Annotated in this window: 19 protein-coding genes and 1 tRNA gene; 12 read left to right on the forward strand and 8 right to left on the reverse strand. The window is 44.9% G+C overall.

What is annotated here, in order from left to right; translation table 11 throughout:
* The first annotated feature begins 68 nt into the window (after positions 1–68).
* Positions 69–968 (forward strand): LysR family transcriptional regulator, encoded by a 900-nt coding sequence (locus tag A9237_RS16115; protein ID WP_078608640.1) that lies wholly within the window; start codon positions 69–71, stop codon positions 966–968.
* A gap of 74 nt (positions 969–1,042) precedes the next feature.
* Here the strand turns inward: A9237_RS16115 and A9237_RS16120 are convergent, their stop codons facing one another.
* The gene (locus A9237_RS16120) at positions 1,043–2,029 is read right to left on the reverse strand and encodes a cytochrome-c peroxidase (protein ID WP_045481884.1); all 987 of its coding nucleotides are present in this window, start codon (positions 2,027–2,029) and stop codon (positions 1,043–1,045) included.
* Positions 2,030–2,662: 633 nt separating this feature from the next.
* Here A9237_RS16120 and A9237_RS16125 point away from each other — a divergent pair.
* Positions 2,663–4,267 (forward strand): S8 family peptidase, encoded by a 1,605-nt coding sequence (locus tag A9237_RS16125; protein WP_078608641.1) that lies wholly within the window; start codon positions 2,663–2,665, stop codon positions 4,265–4,267.
* 106 nt (positions 4,268–4,373) lie between these two features.
* Here the strand turns inward: A9237_RS16125 and A9237_RS16130 are convergent, their stop codons facing one another.
* Complete coding sequence (locus tag A9237_RS16130; RefSeq protein ID WP_078608642.1) at positions 4,374–5,258, reverse strand: LysR family transcriptional regulator; 885 nt, start codon at positions 5,256–5,258, stop codon at positions 4,374–4,376.
* Between the two features lie 188 nt (positions 5,259–5,446).
* On the opposite strand from A9237_RS16130, the gene A9237_RS16135 reads away from it, so the two are divergent.
* Positions 5,447–6,343 carry an SDR family oxidoreductase gene (locus A9237_RS16135; protein ID WP_078608643.1) on the forward strand — a complete coding sequence of 299 codons (897 nt, stop codon included), beginning with the start codon at positions 5,447–5,449 and terminating at the stop codon, positions 6,341–6,343.
* A 306-nt stretch (positions 6,344–6,649) separates the two neighbouring features.
* Positions 6,650–7,816: a hypothetical protein gene (locus A9237_RS16140; protein WP_078608644.1), complete on the forward strand. Its 1,167-nt coding sequence runs from the start codon at positions 6,650–6,652 to the stop codon at positions 7,814–7,816.
* Between the two features lie 106 nt (positions 7,817–7,922).
* Here the strand turns inward: A9237_RS16140 and A9237_RS16145 are convergent, their stop codons facing one another.
* Complete coding sequence (locus A9237_RS16145) at positions 7,923–9,290, reverse strand: MATE family efflux transporter (RefSeq protein ID WP_078608645.1); 1,368 nt, start codon at positions 9,288–9,290, stop codon at positions 7,923–7,925.
* A gap of 198 nt (positions 9,291–9,488) precedes the next feature.
* Here A9237_RS16145 and A9237_RS16150 point away from each other — a divergent pair, with 198 nt between their 5' ends.
* The 8 genes from A9237_RS16150 (at position 9,489) to A9237_RS16180 (ending at position 19,339) form a co-directional block, all read left to right on the forward strand.
* Complete coding sequence (locus tag A9237_RS16150) at positions 9,489–10,202, forward strand: helix-turn-helix domain-containing protein (RefSeq protein ID WP_078608646.1); 714 nt, start codon at positions 9,489–9,491, stop codon at positions 10,200–10,202.
* A 98-nt stretch (positions 10,203–10,300) separates the two neighbouring features.
* A complete protein-coding gene (locus A9237_RS16155) occupies positions 10,301–11,236 on the forward strand; it encodes a DMT family transporter (RefSeq protein ID WP_078608647.1) in 936 nt (311 codons plus the stop codon).
* A gap of 189 nt (positions 11,237–11,425) precedes the next feature.
* Positions 11,426–12,430, forward strand: a complete 1,005-nt coding sequence (msrP, locus tag A9237_RS16160) for a protein-methionine-sulfoxide reductase catalytic subunit MsrP (RefSeq protein WP_078608648.1) — start codon at positions 11,426–11,428, stop codon at positions 12,428–12,430.
* Positions 12,427–13,044 (forward strand): protein-methionine-sulfoxide reductase heme-binding subunit MsrQ, encoded by a 618-nt coding sequence (gene msrQ, locus A9237_RS16165; protein WP_078608649.1) that lies wholly within the window; start codon positions 12,427–12,429, stop codon positions 13,042–13,044. The genes msrP and msrQ overlap by 4 nt, the downstream gene beginning before the upstream one ends.
* A 416-nt stretch (positions 13,045–13,460) precedes the next feature.
* Entirely contained in the window at positions 13,461–14,969 is a 1,509-nt protein-coding gene (locus A9237_RS16170) for a DUF3360 domain-containing protein (RefSeq protein WP_078608650.1), read from the forward strand.
* Positions 14,970–15,401: 432 nt separating this feature from the next.
* Positions 15,402–15,487, forward strand: a tRNA-OTHER gene (locus A9237_RS27175).
* Positions 15,488–15,962: 475 nt separating this feature from the next.
* Entirely contained in the window at positions 15,963–17,051 is a 1,089-nt protein-coding gene (locus tag A9237_RS16175) for an OmpA family protein (protein WP_078608651.1), read from the forward strand.
* Positions 17,051–19,339 (forward strand): Ig-like domain-containing protein, encoded by a 2,289-nt coding sequence (locus A9237_RS16180; RefSeq protein WP_078608652.1) that lies wholly within the window; start codon positions 17,051–17,053, stop codon positions 19,337–19,339. The genes A9237_RS16175 and A9237_RS16180 overlap by 1 nt, the downstream gene beginning before the upstream one ends.
* Before the next feature lie 1,040 nt (positions 19,340–20,379).
* On the opposite strand, the gene A9237_RS16190 is transcribed toward A9237_RS16180, so the two are convergent.
* From A9237_RS16190 to A9237_RS16210, 5 genes are all read right to left on the reverse strand, one after another.
* Positions 20,380–21,531, reverse strand: coding sequence for an ABC transporter permease (locus A9237_RS16190; protein WP_045416696.1), 1,152 nt, complete (start codon positions 21,529–21,531; stop codon positions 20,380–20,382).
* Positions 21,528–22,715 (reverse strand): ABC transporter permease, encoded by a 1,188-nt coding sequence (locus A9237_RS16195; protein WP_078608654.1) that lies wholly within the window; start codon positions 22,713–22,715, stop codon positions 21,528–21,530. Before A9237_RS16195 ends, A9237_RS16190 begins: the two co-directional genes overlap by 4 nt.
* An 18-nt stretch (positions 22,716–22,733) precedes the next feature.
* Positions 22,734–23,714: an HlyD family secretion protein gene (locus A9237_RS16200; RefSeq protein WP_078608655.1), complete on the reverse strand. Its 981-nt coding sequence runs from the start codon at positions 23,712–23,714 to the stop codon at positions 22,734–22,736.
* 3 nt (positions 23,715–23,717) lie between these two features.
* Positions 23,718–25,133, reverse strand: coding sequence for a TolC family protein (locus A9237_RS16205; RefSeq protein WP_078608656.1), 1,416 nt, complete (start codon positions 25,131–25,133; stop codon positions 23,718–23,720).
* Between the two features lie 150 nt (positions 25,134–25,283).
* A complete protein-coding gene (locus tag A9237_RS16210; RefSeq protein ID WP_010648656.1) occupies positions 25,284–25,511 on the reverse strand; it encodes a hypothetical protein in 228 nt (75 codons plus the stop codon).
* Positions 25,512–25,543: the final 32 nt, after the last annotated feature.

The raw sequence follows: 25,543 nt of genomic DNA on the forward strand, positions 1-25,543 counted from the left end.
AGTTTGCATGATTCTAAAATTGATATAAAGTCACATAAAATGAAAATACTTTTGAATCAAACGCAATAATGAAAGCAACGTTAGATGAAATGAATGTGTTCGTGTCGGTGGTTGATACTGGCTCGGTCAGTGCGGCGGCCGAGTTGCTCTCTTTGACAACCTCTGCGACTAGTCGTGCGTTGGCAAGGTTAGAATCTAAGCTCAATACCACCTTACTTAACCGAACCACAAGGCGAATTGAACTGACCGAAGAAGGGCAGTTGTACATTGATCGCGTTCGTAAAATTCTAGCGTCGGTGGACGAGGCAGAAGATATGCTCGTCGGCGACAAAGGTAAGCCATCGGGACTTTTGAGAGTTAATGCTGCTTCACCATTTATGCTTCATGTTGTGGCTCCGCTGGTGGCGCAGTATCAACAAGAATACCCAGAGATTGAGCTCGAACTGACCAGTAATGAAGAGAACATTGACTTGCTTGGCAAGCGAACCGACATTGCAATTCGCATTGGACAACTTAAAGATTCCACCATGCGTGCTGCACGTCTGGCGACCAGTAGCATTCGTGTTTTAGCAAGTCCCGAATATCTCGCGCAACATGGCAGTCCAAAGTCAGTTAAAGAACTAGAGCAGCATCGATTGTTAGGCTTTAGTCGTTTCGAATTCTTAAATGATTGGCCACTACAAACCGAAGCGGGCGAACTGCTTCGTATCAAGCCAGTGGTAAAAGCGGAAAGTGGAGAAACGCTTCGAGTGATGGCATTAAAAGGAGACGGCGTTGTTTGCCTATCTGATTTTATGACTCAAGATGACCGACGTAATGGTCGGTTGGTTGAAGTCTTGCCAGAGTCTCGCTTAGATATTCGACAGCCTATCCATGCTGTTTACTACGCCAATGCCGTGGCTTCTGCTCGAGTGCGTTCATTTATCGATTTCTTAAAGCGTCATATGAATGATGATGGTTTTGAATAGCGCGAATTCAATTACTTGAAAAGAAGAACAAAAGGAGCCACACAAGGCTCCTTTAAAGTATTTCATTTACCAACTTAGATATTTGGACGTGCCGTCTCGTTGGTTGATGGCGGTAGATGAGGTAGCGTCACCTCTGGTTGGTCACCCGTTAGTGAGCGTAAGAACTCAGTAATCTTGACCGATTCTTCTTTCGTCAGTTTCTGACCAAGCTGAAGATCTGCCATCATGGCGACTGCTTCTTCTAGATCCCAAACCGAACCGTCGTGGAAGTACGGGTAGGTCAGTTCGATGTTACGCAGTGTCGGTACTTTAAAGACAAACTTATCGAAATCATTACCCGTGATCGCCTTACGCCCAACATCTGGGTTATCCGTTGCAAACGGCTTCACTAAGCCCATCTTTTGGTACATTTGACCACCGGCGAGAGGGCCGCTGTGACACGCTGTACAACCTTTCGCTTTAAACAAGTTGTAGCCTTCGACCTGCGCTGTTGTTAGTGCTTTATCGTCGCCCTTCAACCAAAGATCGAACGGTGCGTTTGGCGTACGTAAGGTTTGCTCAAAGGTCGCAATTGCATCAGTCACGTTATCAATGGTGATCGTCTCACTGCCGTAGGCTTGTTTAAACCACTCGCGATATTGAGGAATCGACTTGAGCGTGTCGATCGCAAGTTGGTGGCTAAAGGCCATCTCAAGTGGGTTTTCGATCGGGCCAGCCGCTTGTTCTTGCAAATCTTTTGCTCGTCCATTCCAGAACTGAACAAAGTTCAAATCCGAGTTAAACACCGTTGGTGAGTTGATAGGGCCAATTGCCCATTTATGACCAATGGAGCTTGGTAGGTTATCGACGCCACCTTTTGCGATGTTATGGCAAGAGTTACAAGAAATGGTGTTGGAGGCGGATAAACGAGGTTCAAACCACAACGTTTTACCCAGTTCTACTTTCTTCGCATCAAGTCCAGCAACTGGCTCGATTACCTTGATGGGCTCTGCTGATTGGCGCTCTGCGTAGGCACCGAAAGATAGGACTGATAAGACGCTCACTGCTATAAGAGTTTTCATAATAACTTCCTTTTTAAGTGATTTTTCACTCTCACTAGGGCGGCGTACTTCTTATTGGTACGCTCTGGAAGTCACGGTATAGCAATCGTTTTATTCGATAAAATGCAAAAAATCGATGGTTTTTATGGCAAAAAACGATGTTAAAAACGCCCAAACTTTGCACGATTTGATTTTGCAAGCTTCCCAAGCAGTTGGTCACCTTTCATTTACAAATATGCAAAGAATATAAACGACAGGTTCGTTGATTTAGGTCAATTATGCAATCAAGTGAAGCTTGGTAGGCGAAAAACCTAAGATATAAGATAAGCTAGGTTTTTATTGCGTAAATTATCGGTAAGAGTGGGGTATATAACAGGCAATAAACCAGGTGTGTAGAATTATTCTATTTTAGGGATTTTGCTCTAAGTCTAAATGAATTTTTGCATTTCAATTTCAATAAAGCTTGGTTATTGATCATGTTTCTGAGTATGTGAATTATTATCAATTATGCATATGGTTGCTCATTGTCTAGTTTGATTTGTGTAACGTCACTGCAGCACGTATTGAGCGTACTACGCTGATTGTCTGTGTTTTCGTGTTGACAGTTTGGTACTAGGTAAAAATCAACAAGACTATGATTTCAAGGAACATTTTATGTTAAAGAAACTACTAAGTTGTTGTATCACCTCGGCACTCTGTTTTCATTCTTCTATCGCTTTTTCGCAATCTAATGAGATTGCGGACCGTGCAGAGTTACAACAAGCTCCCAACACATTGCCTGCCACTTTGATGCTTGCGCCGGACGACATCGCCATTGCAGATCGCTACATAGTGGTATTTCAACAACCGCAAATGATGGCGAGCAACTCAACGGAATTCGAGCAATTCACGCAGCAGTCTGTAGACCGCATGTCTGGTTTGTATTCGATACAAGTGGAGTCGGTTTTTGACCACTCGATCAGCGGATTTGTCGCTAACTTGAGTCCTGAGCAACTAAAAGACCTGCGTTCTGATCCTCGTGTGGATTACATTGAGCAAGACAGAATCCTATCGCTTGACCCAATAGTCTCGGCAGACGCAAATCAAACCAATGCCATTTGGGGACTAGACCGAATCGACCAACGCAACTTGCCACTCGATAACAACTACAGTGCCAACTTTGATGGTACTGGGGTAACGGCTTATGTTATCGATACTGGTGTGAATAATGCCCATGTTGAGTTTGGTGGTCGCTCGGTTTCAGGGTATGACTTTATCGACAACGATGCAGATGCAAGTGACTGTAATGGACACGGTACACACGTTGCGGGCACCATCGGCGGCAGCTTGTATGGTGTTGCAAAAAACGTCAACCTTGTCGGCGTGAGAGTATTGAGCTGTAGCGGCTCGGGTTCTACGTCTGGTGTTATCGCCGGTGTGGACTGGGTGGCTGCGAATGCTTCCGGACCTTCAGTCGCCAACATGAGTTTGGGTGGCGGTCAATCTGTCGCTCTCGATAGTGCGGTGCAAAGTGCGGTTCAATCCGGTGTCAGCTTTATGCTTGCAGCAGGTAACTCCAACGCCGATGCGTGTAACTACTCTCCAGCGCGCGTTGCTAATGGTGTCACTGTCGGCTCGACCACTAGCACGGATGCACGTTCGAGTTTTTCAAACTGGGGCAGTTGTGTGGACGTATTTGCGCCAGGCTCACAAATCAAATCTGCATGGTATGACGGTGGCTACAAAACCATTAGTGGTACATCGATGGCGACGCCACATGTAGCGGGTGTAGCAGCACTGTATCTTCAAGAAAACAGTTCGTTGTCGCCAAGCCAAGTGGAAGCCTTAATCGTTAGCCGCGCAACAAGCGGAAAGGTGACGGATACAAGAGGCAGCGTGAACAAGCTACTTTATAGCTTAACCGATGCAGATTGTGGCCAAGACTGTGGTGGCCCTGATCCAACACCGGACCCAGAAGGCAAGTTAACCTCGGGTGTGCCAGTGAGCGGTTTAAGTGGTTCAACCGGTCAAGTCGCGTATTACTATGTTGATGTAGAAGCGGGGCAACGCTTAACAGTACAAATGTATGGTGGCAGTGGTGATGCGGATTTGTATCTCCGTTTTGGTGCAAAACCAGCACTGAATACATGGGACTGCCGACCTTTCAAATACGGTAACAATGAAACATGTACGGTAAGCGCAACCCAAAGTGGACGCTACCACGTCATGATTCAAGGTTACTCAAACTATAGTGGTGTCAGCATTCAAGCAAGCTACTAGTTATTATTCTCGTTATTAGAAGAGAACAAAGCCCACTTTTCGGTGGGCTTTTCTTTTGGGAATATTGGGCTTAGGGATTGCTGAGTTTCATAGGAGACGTTCGACGCTATTCAAACGCATCAGTTTTTTGCTTCAAGAACTCGATGAGAGTGCGAACTCGAAGCGGCATTAAGGCTTTCTCTTGGTACACCGCATAAATCGGAATCTCTAAATCGTGCACATCGGGTAGGATGCGAACTAAATCTCCTCGCACTAATTCTTCCTTCATCATAAAGCTTGGCATGATGGCAAACCCAAGATGATTCAAAACGAATTCTTTGACTGTGGCCGCGGTTCTTACTTGCACTTTAGGGCTATGAACCAAGCGCGTGACATGACCTTGGCTGTTGGTCATCGTGAGTTGCTTATCACCGTGAACGATATGGTGGCTAATCCAATCTAGCGAGAGAAGATCTTCCGGTGTAGATACCGTTTCTACCTTGCTGAGATAGGTTGGCGTGGCGCAAATCATGTCGCGAAAATAGCCCAGTCTAACCGCATATAAACTTGAATCTTCTAAAGCGGAAGAGGCGCGCAATGCAATATCACAACGAGATTCAATCAGATTGCTGTAACTGTCGCTCTCAATAATGTCGAGTTTGATTTCCGGATAGAGGTGTAAGAACTCACTCAATATATCGACCAAAGCTGAGCTAGGCGTGGAGATACGAATCGTCCCACTTGGGATTTGATTGGCATCTTGTGTTTCTGCGTTAGCTTCTGAAGCGATATCACCAATCAGTTTGCACTTTTCGTAGTAGCGTAAACCTGCATCAGTCAATGAAAGGGAACGTGTCGTGCGATGCAACAAACGAGTATTCAACGCTTGCTCTAGTTTAGAGACGATTTGTGAGACGCGCGCTTTGCCAATATCAAGATCGTCAGCTGCTTGAGTAAAGGATTGTTTCTCTGCCACTTTGGCAAAGACCATCATGTCATCGAGTGAGATCATACCGATTACTTTCCAAAAGCTATTTAGTATTGTTTAGTCAGAATGAACAATTAGTTTAATCAAAGGCTAATTATCTATCAATCATCAAACGATATAGTGTCTCCATCGACAGCGGGAAGCCAAAACAGCTTGGTCATTTTCGCCTTGTTCAGAAATAAATAATGTAAGAATCGAATGGAGAAACCATCATGTCAGATCGCAAAATTCTAGTAACAGGCGCATCAGGTAAACTAGGTTCACAAGTGGTAAAAGCATTGCTTGAAGAGCTCAATGTAAAACCAAGCCAATTGATTGTGACCACTCGTAATGCAGACAAACTGCAAGCGTTAGCAAGCCAAGGTGTGGATGTTCGCGAGGCAGATTTTTCAAGCCCTGAGTCACTAGAGCAAGCCTTCCAGGGAGCAGACAGCATGCTACTGGTCAGCATCGACGCCTCTGGTCCTCGCACTCAAGCGCACTTGAATGCAGTCGCGGCAGCAGAAAAAGTAGGGGTGAGCCACATTGCTTACACGTCGATGCCTTCTGCAGAGAGCTCGCCAGTGATGTTCGCTCATGAGCATGAAGCGACCGAGAATGCGATTAAACAAAGCAGTATCGCTAATGCGACCATCATGCGTAACAACTGGTACTTCGAGAACTTGGCAGAATACTTTGCGAGCATTCTACAGTCGGGTCATTGGTTGACGTCGGCAGCAGAGGGGCGCTCTGCACAACTATCACGCAAAGATCTCGCTTTTGCTGCGGCATCTGCTCTCGTGAAACCAGCGCAGGGCAAAGTGGTATTGCCAATGAACGGTGCGCAATCTCTAACGCACGCAGAAATGGCGAAAGTGATAGATAAAGTTCTCGGTACGTCTATCAACATGGTTAACCTGTCTGACGAAGATTACCAAGCACAGCTTGAGTCGTTTGAGTTGCCTGCTCCTATCGTAGAGTTGTGTGTGACGATGGATAAACACAATCGCGGAAACTACTCAGATGGTACAAGTGAAGCGTTTGAAGAACTGACAGGCAGGCAGCCTCAGAGTTTCGAAGCTTGGTTAGAAGAGAACAAAGCAGAGCTGAAAAAACTAACGAATGCTTAAGATTATTTGAATCCACCAAGGGACTCGTTTGAGTCCCTTTTTAAATATTAGAGCCTATTAACTCTTACTTAGTTTATTAATGAAAAGTAAATTAGAGTAAATATACAATAATTTATATTTAATGGTATTTACCGTACTCATTACCATTATACAGAAGAGAAAATAATGTGATTTTCCCCTTCATAATGAGCTTTTAATTAGTAATAATATCTTATTGAGCGGTTACTTCATCACCACTATTTATTCTAAGTGTCAAATTTATCATATTGTAACAAATTCTTACATTTGATAATTAGGGCCAACTTAATGCGATATCAATCTTCTCCAAGTGACCACACAGAACAAGTACAACAATCTGTTCAAGAACGCGCCACCCAACAACGTTTAGCTCGTAAGGAAGAGCTAAAAGTGACACAAGCAGACAATAAACGCTGGGCAGCGAATCGAGAAAGAGTCATTGCTGAACGCAGCAACGAAAACACCGACGTAGCGCTAACACCATTAAAAGAAAATAAGAAAAAGAGTGGACTCAGTTCTTTGTTGTGCGCGAAACCGAGTTTTTCCAAGCTACCAACCAAGACCGTTGCTTATTGTTGGGTGAATACAAAAGCGGAAAGTGGTGAAGACAATATTATTCCCAGTGTTGAAAAGGAACATGGCCTACTGAACGTCATTAGTAATGCCAAAATTACCCCAAAGGTAAAACACGTAATATATGTTGATAGACGTACTAAAGGGCGAACTTGTTACGACTCACGTGTCGAGCTTCCAGATAATGTTAAGTTCGTTTCAGTGGATGAATTGCTGAAGAAGAAAAACATGGAGACGCCAGTCATTGCCGAAAAGATGACGGAATTGTATGAGGCAAGCATCAATCACGGTAGCCCGGCTTTTGTAAAGAACATGGTCTCTTTACTGGCTTTAAATGCCGGAGATTACTTCTTCGATATCGGTGTCAGCATCAAGCCCGATGGTAATTTAGCAAAGCACCTTAATGGCGAGAGCAAATTTTCCGGTGGTGCGGTAGGTAACGGAAGTTATTTAATGGGTGGACATAATAAAGAGGATATTGAGACGGTGGTCGAGTACCTCTACGAAATGTATACCTGTCAAAGGCCCCCAACGGTACATCCTAAAAAGGCGGTGGAGGTGTTAGAAAGCCTCGATAAATCGTTGTCACCCGCGGATGTAATCAGCGCAGTAACAAGCAACTCGAAATTAGACGAAAAAATCACGCCAGCGGACTTCGTTACTTACTCTCGTAAGATGGAGCAGGGATTTGCTGAGCGAGGCGTTAAGACTACGGAATGCGAATATGCTCGTCACACGGACGTTGTCTTTGGCAACAACATTGCAGTACTCACTACTAAAGTGAAAACGGGCTTTAGGAGCGGAACAGACTTCGTTAATACCCATAAGATGAGCCACATTCACAAAACTAAAGTCGAAGCGCATCACGTGCCGGTTTTATAAAGTACGCAGAAGAGTAATGACCTCATCCCCCTAGGTACGGCGCCAAAAACAAAAACGCCCACACTTATTCAAAAGTATGGGCGTTTATCTTTTTTAAAACCCGTTATTACTTCACTGCTTCCACTTTCAACATCGACGCTTGAGTGACGGACAAGTTTTGTTTTACATAGCTCGTTAACTGTAACCATGCAAACAAGCCTGCTAGAACGTTAGCAATTGTCGCTGCGATGACGATTGTAAAAATGTCACCCTGTAACGAACCGATGGCAATCGCTGGGATGTACAGAACCACCAATCTTACAAAGCAAACGAATAGGGCAGTTTTTAGTTTACCTAATGCGTTGAAGATGGAAGTGACAACCATACACAAACCTAAAGGGCCGTAGCTAAACGGAATCACCCAAAGCGCTAGCTTTAACCAGTCTTGCATTGTGTTGTCCGCCGATAGGAGAGGAACAACAATTGGTAAACTCATCACCAACAAAGTTGCGATGGCCAAGTGGAACAAAATCACAAAGCGAGACGCCGATTGAACGAGCGCTTGGATTGAATCAAAACGTTCGGCACCGAGTTCACGGCCAATCATCGGCGGCAATGACATGGTGAGTGCTAACGTGAAGATCAGTAAGAAGCTTTCCACTCGGTTTAACAAACTCCAAAATGCGATTTCGTTAGTACCAAGATGAGCGATGAACATAACCGTCACGAAAGCACTGACTGACGGTAATATCTGATTCATCATGGTTGGAATCGTGGTTTTGATCAGCAGCGCGACATCGTCTTTGCTAGTTAAAGCCGAAGAGAAAGGCGCGAACCATTGACGACCTTTGGCTTTGTGCATCATGTAACCCGCGCTGATGGCAAAGCCAAGCATCGATGCTAATGCAGCACCCGCAATTCCCATGTTTAAAACGAACATAAAGATCGGGTCGAGCACGAGGTTGATAAGACTTGCGATAACAAAGACAGAGCCCGTGACTTTAGTGTCACCGTTCGCACGATACACACAGGTCATCAAATACAGTACGGCACTGGATAGTGCGCTTAACAACCATAAGCCCCAGAACTGACCAAATAACGTTTCGAGCTGTTGATATTGTGCACCGCTGTCTTTCACAGAGACAAATGCAGAAAATACACTTTGCTCCATCAACCACAACGCTAGTCCAATCAGTGCGATAATAGCGCTGCCGACCAATAACGCAAGTGAAGCGGTATTTGTCGCGCGTTGCGTATTATTTGCGCCAAAAGCATGTGAGATGATCGACGTTGCCGCGACACCAATGCCGACTTGAATGCCAATAAAGCCAGCTTGAAACGGCATCGTGATACCTTGCACAGTAAGCTCGTTCACGCCAAGCATACCGATAAACACCGCATCGATAAGTTGTACTGACATGATCGCAAAAAGGCCGACAGTCAACGGCAGTGTTTTTTCGAGAACGGATTTTAAGGTCGAGGAAATCGCTATCATCACAAGGCTCTTGATTCGAAAGTTCGGGAACAGTGCCAGTATAGAGTTGCGATTGTTAATGATAAGAGGGCTAATCCCTAAATCAGTTTTTAGATTTGGTTAATAATCCAAATCAGTCGGCGTATTTGTGTTGTGTGTTTGGCTGGTTATACTCAACGTATCTTTCTGAAAATAAGCGTATTCGTTAGCTAATCTGATATGAAAAATAGCCTCAGTATTCGAACTTATACCAAGCAATTACAGAGCCATTCACACGGGGATTATCATCAATTGGTGCTGCCAATCCACGGCAATATTGCGATTGAGATGACAAACTTTGTCGGTAAAGTCACCGTCGGTGAGTGTGTCGTGATTCCTGCTGGCACTGAGCATGGATTCAAAGCCGATGAAATGGCGCGTTTTATTGTCGCGGATTTGGACGTTTTGCCAGAGCACTTTTTTACGGAACAATTGGCAGTGTTTTCTGTTACGCCACCACTGTTAAGCTATCTTCATTTTGTAGAAAAACAGTTGCAGCACCAAGTTGATAGTGGGTTAGAGGGCTCGATTTTAAATGTGTTCTCGATGCTTTTAGATCAGCAAACTCACGCAAAGCCTGTTGACCCAAGGATTCGAGCAGTACAAAGCCATATTGCTGAAAATATGGATACGGCGTTGTCTATCGATGAACTGGCTAAGATAGCTTGTTTGAGCCCGACTCAATTTAAAAAGCGATTTAAAGAAAGTCTTGGCGTCAGCACATTGCAGTACATTACTGAGTTACGAATGGAAAAAGCCAAAGCTTTGCTCACACATACCGACTTACCAGTTCAACTGATTGCCGAGCGAGTCGGGTACACCGATTTATCTGCGTTCAGTCGTCGCTTTTCAATCCATTTTGGTTTGTCGCCACGCGAGCTAGCCCGTCAATAACGTCTCATTAAACGATTGTTGCGTCCTTTCTGCAAAGTTATGCCTTCTTAATCAACGTATCCTTTTCTCTATTGAAAATCATTATAGAGAAATAAAGCATGTCATCTGTTGCGATTCAATCGACGAGTCAATATCAATCGGGCGCACTGGCGATCTTGTTCGCCTCTTTGTTGTGGGGAACGACAGGCACAGCCGCAAGTTTTGCTCATCAAGTCAGTCCGCTAGCCATTGGTGCTTTCGCTATGGGCGTTGGTGGTGTTATTCAAGCAGTGTTATCTTGGCGTAGCATTCGTCATCAATTCCATCAGATTTTACTGTTTAAGTTAGCGTTAGCAATAAGCAGCGTTGCATTAGCTGTATATCCTTTGGCATTTTACACGTCGATGAAGCTTTCTGGCATTGCCGTTGGTACCGTTATCTCAATTGCCAGTGCGCCTTTCTTTACTGTTTTAATAGAGTGTCTTTTTAGCAAAGGTAAGCGCATTTCTGTTCAATGGTGGGTGAGCTTTGCATTTGGAGTGGTGGGCATCATTATGTTAGTCATGGCGAAATCGGGTGGGGCGGTGGAATCAAATCAAGCCTCTTATCTTTTGGGCATCGTTTTGGGGTTAATAGCAGGGTTAAGTTACGCCATTTATTCGTGGGTTGCTAAGCGAATGATTGATGGCGGAATCAAATCGCAAGCGGCGTTAGGTAGTATCTTTGCTGGTGGTGCTCTGTTGTTATTGCCTAGCTTAGCGTTTACCGGAGATAACCTATTCACCGGCATCACGAACGCTTCTGTTTCAGTCTATATGGCGATCGTTCCAATGTGTTTGGGTTATCTCGCCTATGGTTATGGATTAAGGTACGTTGATGTTAGCAGTGCCAATCTTCTTACGTTGTTTGAACCGGTTGTTGCGGCCGTGCTGGCGGTTTGGATTGTTGGGGAGAAGATTGCTATCTCTGGTTGGATTGGCGTTGGATTAATTGGTGTATGCCTTATTCTTCAAACCTTAGATAAAGAGGCGAGCAAACCAAAACAGGTGACATGATTTCCTAGCGAATAAGGTTTCCTTACTAACGAACATAGCCTCCTAGCAGACATCGATGAAAAGCGTTAACTCGTATGCATATCGGTTTTTCGTTTTCAATGAAATAGAACTGCCATTGCTACGGTCTGTCTTAATCAACGTATTACCAGTTCGCTATTTACTAAAGTATGAACACATTCGGGGAAGATTATGTGGATTAAGAAGAATCATCGCTGGGCTTTATCTGAAAACGAAGCGACGCCAGAGTCCGTTTATAAAGAACGTCGCGAAATACTGAAAAAGCTTGGCATTGCGGTTGTCGGTATGCCGCTCGCAGCGAATGCACAAGCGGGTATTTTGGATATCTTCGCGTCAAAGGAAAAGCCAGTCTCAGACAATCGAATTGACCTTAGCGCGGCAAAGCCACAACAATACCAAGCGGATCTTTCTCTTACTCCTGAAAGTAAAATTCTGAAATACAATAACTTCTATGAGTTTGGTACCGATAAGTCTGATCCTGCGAAAAACTCTTCTGAGTTCGTGTCTGACCCATGGACGGTTGAGATCGACGGCTTGGTGAATAACCCAATCAAGCTCGACTACGATGACATCTTTAATAAGTTCACACTAGAAGAGCGAATCTATCGCTTACGTTGTGTGGAAGCGTGGTCAATGAACATTCCGTGGATTGGTTTTCCTCTAGCTGACATCATCAAAATGGCGGACCCAAAAAGTAGCGCGAAATACGTCGCTTTTGAAACCCTCTATGATCCAAAACAGTTCCCAGCTCAAGGCTCGTTCAGCAGTATTGAATATCCTTACGTCGAAGGGCTTCGTCTTGATGAAGCAATGAACCCGCTCGCGCTGATTTCTGTGGGTTTATACGGTAAGACGCTTGCACCACAAAACGGTGCGCCACTTCGCCTAGTTGTACCTTGGAAGTACGGATTCAAAAGCATCAAGTCTATTGTTCGAATTCGTTTAACTGACCGAGAGCCGCCAACAACGTGGAATCGTTTAGCGCCGAATGAATACGGTTTTTACGCGAATGTGAACCCAAATGTCGACCATCCACGCTGGAGTCAAGCAAGCGAGCGTTTCATCGGCGAGGGCAGTGTGCTCAGCTCTCGCAGGCAGCCAACATTGATGTTCAACGGCTACGAGGAAGAGGTGGCACATCTCTATAAGAATATGGATCTGAGGAAGTTCTATTGAGAAAGCTGACGCCAAAACACATCATTGCGCTTAAAGTCCTGATCCACCTTGTCTCTCTCGGTTTCTTAGGTCTGCTGGTCATTGCTATTAATACTGACAACTTAGGTGGCGATCCCGTTCAAGGCATCATTCATTACACGGGTATTAGCGCGCTTAATACGTTGTTTATTACCTTACTGGTTTCTCCGCTTGCACGTTGGACCAAGCAAGGATTGTTAGTTCGAGTTAGGAGACTACTCGGGCTCTACAGCTTTTTCTGGGCAGTACTTCATTTGGTTGCTTTTGCTGTGCTCGATTTAGGATTAGATTGGAGTTTGCTTGCCTCTGAAATCGTCAAACGCCCTTACTTGACCGTTGGTGCAGCAGTGTGGGTTATCTTGTTACTTCTGGCGGTGACTTCGACTCAATCCATTCAACGTAAAATGGGGCCTAAATGGCAAAAGCTGCATAACTGGGTTTACTTAGCTGCGATATTGGCACCGATTCATTTCTATTGGTCGGTGAAGTCAGAGGTAGCAGAGCCAACCATCTATATCCTAATCGCCATTGGTTTGTTGCTGGTGCGTTGGAAGACATTGAAGCAGCGAGTGTTTCGAAAACTGTTATCCAATTGATGCGCTGTTAGACCAATTGCGATAAATGAATCAACAGACAAAAAGGGGCTCCGTGAGCCCCTTTCTTTATTGGATAAAAAGCCGCTAACCCAAGCTTTCTGTTGCTGTTGGCTCACCACGCTTCCACACCTTTCGTTCGCTCTCGCCAAAGACCTTGGGCTAGTTCTATCAAATCCCATCACAACGCTCATACCGTTAGCCCGAACCCTACGACTAATGTCTAACCACCTGAGACTATTTGTATTTTTTCGTTTGGTATAAGGTACTAGCAACTGAATTTTCAGAGTTCAAAAAGTTCAGTCATCGAGTTCTTGTAGCAGAGAACTTATAGACAACGACTCGCTTAATCTTCGTTTAGTGAGCAAACAACGTTGGTTGGAAAAACACACCTTAGAGTGTGAACGAAAGGAATCACAATGAGCAGCACTTTAGAGTCCGTAAATATTGGAACAGATAAGCCTAAAGCCAGTGAGGATGAACTCACCTATGAACAACAACATAAACCAAGTTCGGAGTTTGAGTCCCGAGAACAATATTTAGAGCACGAGTTGCAAATCATGGCGCCTAAACGTTGGCGTCCCAATTTGCCGTTTAAAGATTATCGATTCGAGGTAGAAGACACCATCCCGGCGATGGCCGCGACCATTGGTAAAGTCGTTATGGTGGGAGCCATTGCCGCAACTTTTGCCGGGGCGCTAGGGTTGAACGAAGGCTTTATTTTAGAAAATGTTCGTTATGAACTACTTATCGCCTCTGTTTTCATTATTCTTTTTTCAGGCTTTCTACTGCCAACCGCAAACCTCGCGGGTACACACGGCCCGCTCATCCCATTAATTCCTATCGTCGTTGCTGCTGGTGGGCACCCTATGGCCTTTGGTTTGCTGATTGGTGCTTTTGGCATACTGTTAGCCATCAGTAAAGGTGGCAGTATGCTGGCAAACCTCACGAGTAAAGGTGTGTGTGGCGGCTTATTACTCTACCTTGGCTTTGTTGGAACCGTCTCTCAAGTGAAAAAACTTTTCGCTTGGGCAGAGGGAATAGGGATGAGCCACATCGCTTTTGTCGTGATCTTTTGCACCATTATTTTATATGCACTATTGGAACATTTTCGTAAGCGTTGGCTAGCCGTTCCTCTTAGTTGCTTGCTAGGCGGTACTTTAGCTTTTGCTATGGGCGCACCGTTTTCTTTTCAAACCGAGCCCGGTTTACCCAATATGAACCCTATGTATTGGTGGGGAGAGGATACGGGCTGGATGCTAGGTTTACCGACGATTGAACACTTCATGGTCGTATTGCCTTTTGCTATTTTGGCCGTGGCTATGTGGTCGCCAGATTTCTTAGGACATCAAGTATTCCAAAAAATCAGCTATCCAGAGCGTACAGAAAAAGTACATATGAACATCGACGATACCATGACCACAGCGTCAATTCGTCAGACGTTCGGCTCTTTGCTCGGTGGTACTAACTTTACGTCTTCGTGGGGGACTTACATCGTTCCGGCGGCTATCGCTAAACGTCCTATTCCTGCTGGTGCTTTGCTAACGGCACTGTTCTGTATCATCGCTGCTGTTTGGGGCTACCCAATGGATTTAGCGATCTGGCAACCGGTACTTTGTGTTGCGCTCATTGTTGGGGTATTTGTTCCATTGCTAGAAGCGGGAATGGAAATGACGCGTGAGGGGAAAACCACACAATCGGCAGCGATTGTTGTATTTTCTTCTGCGCTCGTTAACCCTGCATTTGGCTGGTCTCTCACTATGCTGTTGGATAACTTAGGCTTAGTCGGCTGTAAAGAACGTAGTGGGGAACTCAGTAAAATGAGCCGTTGGGTACTGCCTGGCATTATGTTTGTTGTATTAACAAGCGTAATGGCGTTGGTTGGTCTACTACCAGGGATTCCAGCGCTTATCCCAAGTTTCCGTTAGATAGTTTCGTAGTACGATTTATGGTTTGAAGAACCTTTTTCTAACCTGATAGAAACGGTTTAGTTCTGTTGAACTAAACCGTTTTTGCCCAAAAACATATTTGGATAGCAAAAAAACACCATAAAATCGATTTGTCCTCCAGCCTGTAGGACAAACTCTTAAGCCTAATTGTGCAAGGAACGGGGAAGTACAATTGTGAAAAAATTATTTCGAAAATTACCTTTCATCTAAAGTGAATTAGGCAATATCTAAGCTGCCCTTGAGTTATAACTCATTGTGTTGGCTGCGATAGTTTATTGTTGAAGTTTTGTCATCAACTGCAAATGAAACACTATATGGTGCCCGTGTTATCGTTACGTATAGTTTATTTGGACTTACAGCAATTGAACTTCCAAAAAATTGGTTGAGCAACTTTTAAAAGAGTAAATAAAAGGTTTGATGGTATAACGCTTCTAAATTTAAAGTAATTTCTCGTAATTAGTTTTGAATCGAGAGTTCGAATCTCTCACTCACCGCCACATTCTAAGCCTCAGCAGAAATGCTGGGGCTTTTTCGTTTCTGTCCTTTCCTGCCAGACTCAAGCCTATTTTTCAAGCTCTACTTATTTCTTATTGTAATAAATAGTCCATTTGATGAAAAAATGATTCCACAAGTAATTACTCTAACTATTTAAAAATACAATGTTTTATTACATGTGTGTTGAGCTTCATAGGCAATATTTATATATATTTGGTATTGATGCCTAGTCGCTAGAAATATGTATTTGTATGATTGCTCACCATAAGTCATTGGCTTTCTTTATGTAAGTTACTGTTATATGGCTTTTTATATTCAATGTAGCTCCTCCTGATAATTACTGTGTGTGTTTGAATTACTTGTGTTCGTGATTCGTCTTTCTCTCTTGTGAGCTTTATATGAAAATCAAGCTCTTCTTGGGATATGCAGTTTTGGGTGTTTAGGAGGGTAGTATTTACAGGTAGTATTGGAATAGGTATGGAATCTAATAGTATAGCTTTAGTATCTGCTATCAGTGCGATACTTGCAGTCCCAGCTTTTGCGGAAGGGGGCTCTCTCAACACTCCAGTTAATGGACAAACTGGCGTTTCAAACATCGAAAGCAATGCCTCTCATAGTGAGCACTTTTACTTAGGCGCTCGTGCTGGGTGGGCGGCTTACCAAGATGCATGTTCATCAAGTGCACAAGAATGTAATGAGGATGTTTTTGCCTACGGTCTTTACGCAGGCTACCAATTTAATCAATGGTTTGCTCTTGAAGGCGGCTTCACCGATTACGGTAAGCCGGATGCGAAATATTCGAATGGAAAAGTCAGTACTGACACGTATGGTGCAGAAGTTGCCGCTAAACTTTCTTATGCGATTTCGCCAAACTGGGAAGTCTTTACTCGCATAGGTGCTGCTTACCAAGATATTGACAAGCAATCTGATTGGGCTGGAAGCGAACAAAGTCAAGATTGGAATGCAATGGCTTCTCTTGGTCTTGACTATAGTTTGTCTCACAACTGGTCTCTGAGAGGGGAATACCAATTCATTGATGGTATTGGTGATGATATTGTCCAAGGTGCAGATTTGCACTTCACCTCTATCGGTTTAACGTACCACTTTGGTGAAGAGGAAGTGTCTCAACCGGAACCAGTCGCTATTCCTGAGCCTAGACCCGAAACCGTTATTGAAAAACAAGTGGTGATAAAAGACGTTTCTCTAGCCGCTGATGCTCAATTTGGTTTCAACTCATCCATTCTACAAGTCAGTGACGAACTCAATCGTGTTGTTGATGCGTTAAATCAATATCCGAACGGTAGTGTTGTTATTACTGGTCATACCGATAGTGTTGGTTCGGAGCAATACAACCAAGAGCTTTCTGAGGAGCGTGCCAAATCTGTTGCTGACTACTTTGTCGGTAAAGGCGTGGATGCCAAACGTTTAACGGTAACCGGAGCGGGGGAGTTAGAACCTGTCGCAAGTAACGATACAGCGGAAGGGCGCACATTGAATCGACGTGTAAACATCAAGTTTGAAACGCTTGAAGAGAAAATCGATGAGCAAGTTAAGGAGGTTCAATAATGAATTTCCTAAATACGCTTTGGAAATCGTTTCTGGCTATATTCGTCCTGATTGGTGTCATTGGTTGTAACGGAGATGACAAAGGTTTGCTTGGCGGCGGTGGGGCCACAGAACCACCTGAGACCCGAGATGTGACCATTGTAAAACTGATGGTTTCACCAAAAGACAACGCTATTCCTGTAGGGGTGCTTTTACCTTTAAACGCAAACCTTTTGCTTTCTGATGGCAGCATTGTTGATGTCACAAGCAGCGACAATATCATCTGGTCAAGTTCAGATGAGTCGATAACCAAGGTAAACCCTGATGCTACTGTTGAAGGTATGATTGTTGGTGATACAACGGTTACTGCTCAATATACAGAAGATAATGAAACGGTAACTGACACTGCACGTGTCATGGTGACCGATGCAATAGCGACAGGACTGCAAGTTACTCCAAAAGCAGAGACATTAGCAGCGGGTTATGAAAAGCCTTTTGTCGCCACAGCAACGTTTTCTGACGGCACTGCGTATGAGGTTACCACTGAATCGTATTTGAACTGGGATAGTAGCGATATCGCTATGGCAACCGTTGATACTGATGGTTTGGCAAAAGGTATGAGTGCGGGTATTGTTGAAGTGAGCGCAGTTGCGAACATTAACGGGGTTGGCGTTCGCGATACTGCAGAGCTTACGATTACGGATGCTATTGCAACTGAGCTGAGAGTCTCTCCAGAAGTAGCGTCGGTTTCTAAAGGCTTAACTCAAGCTTTTAAAGCAGAGGTGTTTTTTTCTGATGGCAGTACACAAGATGTAACTACAGATTCTTCATTAACGTGGACTTCTTCAGATGAGGCGATTGCGACCATCGATACCAGTGGCTTAGCTACCGGAGTAACTGCAGCTGCATCACCCACAACGATTAAAGCTCACATTTCTGATAGTCTGAATAGTACTGCGGAGCTTACGGTGACTGATGCGGTTATTACTTCTTTAGAGGTTTCACCAGACACGGATACAACGACCGTTGGTCAAACAAGGCCATTCAATGTGAAAGCTATCTTCTCTGATGGCACAGGCCTTGATGTAACGAATGATCCATCGGTGAGCTGGAGTACAAGCGATCCAGCCGTTGCCTCTATCACGACTGGCCAGACAATAGATAACGGAATGGTAACAGGCGTGTCTGCTGGAACGGTTGAAGTAAGGGCTAGCACTACTGTTGAAGGTGAAACGATTGGCGACAATGCGCTACTTAACGTAACGACAGAACGACTTGTTTATATTGATATTGTACCTGTCACTGTTGATGTTGGTGTTGGGAAAGCAACGACCTTAACAGCAAGGGGGACCTACACTGACGGTGAGACTGCTGATATTACGAGAGAGGTAGATTGGACCGGTCAAGACACATCGGTCGCAACAGTTGGAAATGGTGCCGTTGATGGTGGAGTTGTCACTGGCGTTGCGTTAGGCGGAACAACAACCATTGCATCTTTGAGTGATGGTTATGGCAATGTTGTTCAAAGTGACCCTGCGACTATTAATGTGGTCAAGAATTTAGAGTCGATAGTATTGGAGCCAAGCGACGTTCGAATTTGGGGGACTGAAACAGTCCAACTCAGGGCGACTGGCTATTATGATGATTCAACGCAAGCAGATATTACAGACCAAGTGAACTGGAGTGTCACGGGTGATGATGTGGTCTCGATATCAGCAACCGGATTATTATCAAATGGCGTAATCTCCAATGATATTGCAATGGCGACGGCAGAGCTGCAAGGTATTGTGAGTAACGAAATTAAGGTCACGGCTTGTATTACCTTAGCAGGGCCATGTATTGACGTAGTTGACTTGAACAATAATGGCGTTCTATATACTAGTTCACCTAGTGATAGATACCTTGAAAGTATCGGTGGAAGTGAGAACTATGGAATGTACTACGAGGAGACAGGGCGTCTAGACGATAGTGGTTTTTTTCAAACTGGTGACACTGGATATTACCACCTTTTTGAGTGGTGGAATGATGCACCAGCTTTGTGTGAGCAATATAATTCTATCGCGTTAGAAGGGAGAACGAATTGGCGTTTACCTACCGACAATGAGCTCCTCGATTTGTACAATTCCTTTTCTTTTCCTTTTCCAAATAGCCTATACGAGCAACGTGGTTGGCCTATTGGTATTGTCTATTGGTCATCAACCGAGGTCAGTCCCACTGATGTCGTTACTATTGACATGACGTTTGGTAATATTCGTAATACTACCGCGCTTGAGACATACCACTATGTTTCTTGCATATCTGAGCCATAACATTAAATAGAGGCGCTATAGCTTTCTATTCTAAAAGAGTACATTAGCGTTAGTTGATGTGCTCTTTTTGCTTTCTAGGTGATGGAAGCTAGATGGTTTAGGCTGATCATAGGTTGGCTGAATTATATAACTATTAAGTGTCTATGGAAGTGGGGTCTTACCATCCCTCTTTGGCAGGGTGTGAGTCACTGTTAAAAATTTAACCAGTCAGATCGTAATTAGGAGCACTTTGTCTAGTTATTCTTTAGAAAGAAAAGAAGGCACCTGAAAGCGACGCGTTAAAATTGGCGTTACGGTTTGAGAGAGGAAGGAGCCGCAATGTCCAGTAGAAAATATACAGAGCCGACTAATGCTACCGGCTCTATTATTAGTCGCGTAGTGACTAGTAATAGAGATAGTGAAAATGTAATAAGTTACTTTGCGTTAGGCTTTGAGGTCCAGCTGTATAGCTTTGTACGTCAAGAAGGTTAACTACTTGATATAAAAAGTTTAGAAAGAAAAAAGTCTTGAGTGGTACGGATTGAATCGAAAATGAGCAATCACTTGAACATTTTTCTTTGCGGCAAATAGACAAAAGCCCTCGAAAGTTAACTTCTTAACCAACGAGGCTCTAATCACAATTAGCAACTTGCTCTTGGTCTCTTCATCGATAGGAGGCAATAGAAAATGCCAAAAAGTATAACCATCCTAACGGGGTTAATGGTGGCCTGCATCACTGCACTTGTCGGTGGATCGGTAGGTATTGGTTACTTCATATTCTTTGAACTAGGTGGGTATGTGACCTTTGTGTCAGGCACGGCTATGACAATTGTATCCTCGCTCGCTATCATTTTGAGCTTTAGTGCATACTTTAAAAAGTCAGCTAACAAGCATATTCAGAATACTTCTTCTAATCCACTCAAGACGTGTTAATACAATTGCTCTAACACGGATTTACCCAAAAACGACCCAGTGACTCTTCAGTTCAACTCTGCCATTAAAATATTCGAACAAACAAAAAGGGGTTATGTGAGCCCCTTTCTTAATTGGATGTAAAGCCGTTAACCTAGGCTTTCTGTTACTACTGGTTTGGTATTGCGTTTGGCGATCCAGTAGGCAACGCCACCCCAAAGAACTGTAAGCACCCAAAGTGCTGTCCAGTGTTTAGCTACTTGTTGCCATGTTGCGCCCATTTGGTTGAGTGCTAAAAAGCCTTTGATTGCCCACGTGCTCGGGCTCAAATCGGCAAACCAAAGCAGCGGGGCTGGGATCGACTCAACTGGCCAAATGAAGCCTGCCAAGAAGATTAATGGCATTGAGCTAACCAGTACGACCAATGTCACCAGCTCGCGCCTTGGTAGCAAATACCCAAGCCACAAACCTAAACCACAACAGCCAAGCAAGAATGGCAATAACAAGGTCAACAATTCACCTGCGTTGGCAACGTGGTTGACGTTCAAGCGTTCAAAACTGAAGCCAAAATAATAGGCGCTGAGTAGGTAGTAGATAGCTACGAAGACCAAGGTTCTGGCAAGTAGCAGAGCGCCAGTTGGCACCTGAGACCAATACCCACGACCATGGCGCTGTGTACCGGTTTGCAAGCCGACGGCCATGATCAATGTTTGTTGAAGGATCAGAACAAACACCGCTGGCACCACGTATTCGATGTAGCCCATGGTCGGGTTGAAGGTTGGCTTCATGTTGAGTTTGATTGCAGAGTAGTCATGGCTGGCCATGCTCAGCGGCACGCCATCGATCACCATCTTGCTTACTTTAACTTGAGCACCAAGCGTACCGCCTGCTGTTGCCAAACCTTCGACTACGGTACCGTAGACCAAGAAGTAGGAAGCGTCGGCGGCATAAGCCAGAGTAGGGCTGCTGCCAAGCATCAAGTCTTTGTAGAAGTGTTCTGGAATTACCAAGAAGCCAGTGATTTCACGATTTAAGAATGCTTGTTTTGCATCGGCAATCGTGTGTAAACGCGTCACGACTTTAACCTGAGGCGTCGCGTCGACCATGCGCTCTAGGGTTAAGCTGGTTTGGCTACCATCGAGGTTCACAATCGCAATCGGCTGTTCTCTTGGCGTTTGTTGCGCATAAGGAAGCGGGTACAAGAAGGAGTAAAACACCACGCCACCAAAGACGGTCAGCACCACCACAGGATTGGTCATCACTGAGCGAAGTTCTGTTTTGATCAGTTGCCACAGTGTCATACTGCCTCCTGTTTGCTATCTGTTGAGGACGCGCTATTTAACAAAGCTGTGTTGCGATGTTTTGCTAATAGAGCCGCCGTCATCATTAGCGGGATAATGTACCCAACCATCGGCCAGAGTGAGCCGATAGATTGTGCCGCACTTGCGCCGTAGCTTGCTTGATCCACTTGAACTTCGATGTAATGCGTAATTGGTAATAAGCCTCGCCACGCTTGCGCTAACGCGTTCATGTCGGAAACCGGGAAGGTTATCCCCATAAATGCAAAACTCGGCGCGGTAAATGCGCCGGCAAAGCTCATTGCACGTGCTGGGTCCATCGATAGGAAGAAGAACAGCGCTCCCATGATGATGCATGCGATAGTCGTTACGAACTGCGCTAACAACATCACTAAGTAGCTGCCTTCCATCGGCCAATCAAGCACCACATAAAACCAGACTAAGAACAGTGCGCTTTGTGCCATAAAGACAGGAATGTACTGGCTTAGAATTTTGCTTAGTCGAGTGAAAGGGCGATCACCTAAGAACGCGAAGCTGTTGTTGCCATTTCCATAAAGACGAAAATGCGCTGCGAGGATCAAAATGGTACTGACCACGACACAGATCTGCCAGATCGCCGGAACAATCGCTGTTACCAAAAACTGAGCGTAGTTGGTGTTACGGTTAAACAAGGCCGTAATCTGAGTCGAAATTGGCACGGCTTGACCAATGGCAGCCAACGTTGTGGTGTTGCCTTTTGCTAGGTTACCCATGGTTTCTAGCTGGGCATCAAAATACCCTTGAGACTGCGCAACCGCTGAGTTGATCAGTTTCGCAACCAAAATGTATTGGCTGTTAAAGAAGACCGATAGCTGCGGTTGCCGATGCAAAAGAATGTCTTGGTCAAATTGAGGGGGAATCACAGCATAAGCGTAGATATCACCCTCGATCATTGCGTTCTTCGCTTCTGTTGAACTGGTGTAGTGATAATCAACAGAAAGAGTGGAAGAGGCATCAAGAGACTGAATCATCTTGCGTGACAATTGCGAGTGCTGCAAATCAACCACACCAATCGGGAGATCTCTGGCAATACCTGCAGAGAACACGCCCCAAATAGTGACGGCCAATAAGATCGGCACCCATGTCAGGCAAGATAATAACCACTTATCGCGCCGTAGGATTTGTCGTTGTGAGATTTGAATCGTCATAGTCTTAAGCCAACGCGATTACAGCTCAACCACAACGCTCATGCCCATGCGTAGCTCAGGCTCTGGTTGGGTAGGGCGAGCGTCCACTTCGAATGTACGAAGATCAAAACCTTTCGATGCGTCTGTCGCGCGCCATGTAGCAAAATCACCCATCACGGCAACGTGAGTCACTTTAAACTCAACGTCTTTATCTAATGCTGGTAGGTAAGCTTTAAAGGTAGTACCTTTGGTAAAGTGTTTGAGCAAGTCTTCGCGTACGTTCAGTGTCGCCCAAGAATCTTGCGTATCAATAACCGTCACAACCGGGAAGCCTTGAGGTGCAAGTTCGCCGCTTTGCAATAGAACTTGAGAGACTTCGCCATCAAACCAGCTAAAGATTTGCGTGTCTTTTGCGTACGCTTCTACTTCCGCTACTGCGCCAGCCGCCATGCGTGCTTTCTCTGCTGCAGCGACTTTGGTTTCGCTACGCGCGCCTTCTTTTGCCATGTTGTACATTTGGAATGCAGCGCTTTCGGTGTATTTCGAAGCTTGCCATTGCGTCATCGCTTCATCGCGTTTTTGCTCTGCGACTACACCATCTTTATAAAGGTTGTTTACACGTTGGTAGGTTTTCTCCATCAAATCTGCAGCCGCTTTCGCTTTCAACCATTGGTCTTTTGCGGCTTGAATTTGTTGCTCACGTGCGCCTTTTTCTGCTTCTAATGCCAATGCGCCAGCGGCTTTTTCACCCGCTTTTGCTTGCTCCAGTTTTGCTTCGATTTCTGGGCTGTGAAGGGTAAAGATCAACTGGCCTTTTTCGACATCATCGCCTTTACGTACCATGACTTCATCAATACGACCTGGGACTTTAGAAGAGATGCTGTACTGCTGCGCTTCAATCAACCCTTGTAAACGTGCTGGTTCCGGTTGATACGCTTGGTAGAACTGGTAACCAACCCAAGAAGCGACACCCAAAGCGCAAAGTGATAGTAGAGCGGGTTTTAGAGATTTTGCTGCCATGACTTATTTTGCCTCTTTGGATGCTGATGTTGGAACGTAAGCAGTGTGTTGGTATTGAGCGAAGCTGTTCATTTCGCTGCTCAGTGCTAATAGTTTGGTTAAAAAAATCAGATAACGGAAACGTGCTGCTGATTGCTGTGTTTCTACGCTGGCGACATACAGTTGCGCGTCGACCACATCCAAAGATGACGATAAGCCTTGAGTGAAGGCTTTTTCGCGTAAGCGCAGGTTCTCGTCTGCAAGGGCGATACTTGATTCTAGACCTTGGACCTCATCAATGGCTTGTTGTGCTTCTAGGTACGTCTTTTGTACCAGAAGTGACAAATCTTGCTTCGCTTGTGATTTTAGCGCATCGACTTGCGTGACCATGCTTTGCGCCGCTTTTACTTTTTCGCTGCGGCCAGTGGATTCGATCAGCGGAATATTTACACCGACACCAACTAACCAATCCGGTTTCATTTGGCTGGCCAAAGAGTCATCTTCATACAGGCTGTAATCACCGTATAGGTAAACTTCTGGGTAGTATTTGCCTTTCTCGGCTTTGATTAAGCTCGACGCTTGTTTGTGTTTGGCATCCAACAAATCTAAGCCTGGGTAGGTTAGCAGTGTTTGATCAATAAACGCATTCAACGGCGGCAGGTTATTGTTGATAAACAGGGTTTCTGAAGGTTCTACAGAGTCGTTCTGCGCTAAGATCTTACCAAGAGCCGCTTGCGCGATACTTAGATCACTGGCGGCTTTGCGTGTTTCGACTTTGGCTTTGTCTAATGAGGCTTCGGCTTGAAGGCGTTCAACGCGGGCGATTTGGCCTTGTTCTTCCATCTTAATCGCAAAGTCGCGGTGTTTGGTTAACCCTTTCTCTACCGCTTGTCGTGTTGCCAACACTTCTTTTGCTAGGACAACGGAGAAGTAGTACTTGGAGAGATCTTCAAAGCGAGCTTGTTGCTCCATCGCGAGCTGGCTTTTCGCTTCGTCCGTTTTACCTTCTGCTGCTGATTGAGCGGCATTGATTCGACCACCAGTGAAGATTGGCCAGATAGCACGAATAGAAGAAGAGAAGATGTCACGCTCTGTGATCGTTGAGGTGGTATTCGCAAGCGCACTAAAAATAGGTTGGAAAACAGGTGGCACGCTAATGTGTTGCCCAGTGCTATCGAGAATCTGCTGTCCGGACAAGGTGACGTCAGTATCTAAACGCGTGTAGTTCGCGCCGATGCTTACTTGCGGTAAGTTGAGGTTATCTGTCGCGCTTTGTTGGTATTCATAACTTTCTACGTTGGCACGTTGCGCTTTAAGGGAATAGTTGTTTTCTAACAACAATTTCCATGCATCATCGAATGTGATGGGAGCCGAGTGACAGGCAAGAGAAATCGAGCTGCTGAGAAGGCCCAAAATCCAGAACTTTCCGGTTTGTTTCATAGTGGCTACTTTGCTTTAGAGTATTAGCTCTAATATAAAGTATTCATTAGAAAGTGTTAAGTGATTGGATAAAAGAATTGTTGGAGAAATGTTGCGCCCAATTAAGTGGGGCTTAGTTGGGCGCAGCGTTATTACGTGTTTTCTACTGTTTCACTTCATGGAAGGGCAGTGAAATTCTGCTCTCCACTCAAGCTGACGAGAACCTCGCATTGTATTCAGCAAGTCTTTACCACTCATCTGTGGGAATGACAGCAGCACCTTAAGATCAGCGGAGCTAGCATCACTCTTTTCATAAGCCCTGACGTGTGTAAACGTTGAATACATATTCTCTGACAGCATGGCCTTATTCAGGCAAATTCCAAATGTATCGCGTTCCATGTTTTGGTGTTCCTTCTAACTATAAAAGCACC

The sequence above is a fragment of the Vibrio owensii genome (assembly GCF_002021755.1).
Taxonomy (GTDB): Bacteria; Pseudomonadota; Gammaproteobacteria; order Enterobacterales; family Vibrionaceae; genus Vibrio; species Vibrio owensii.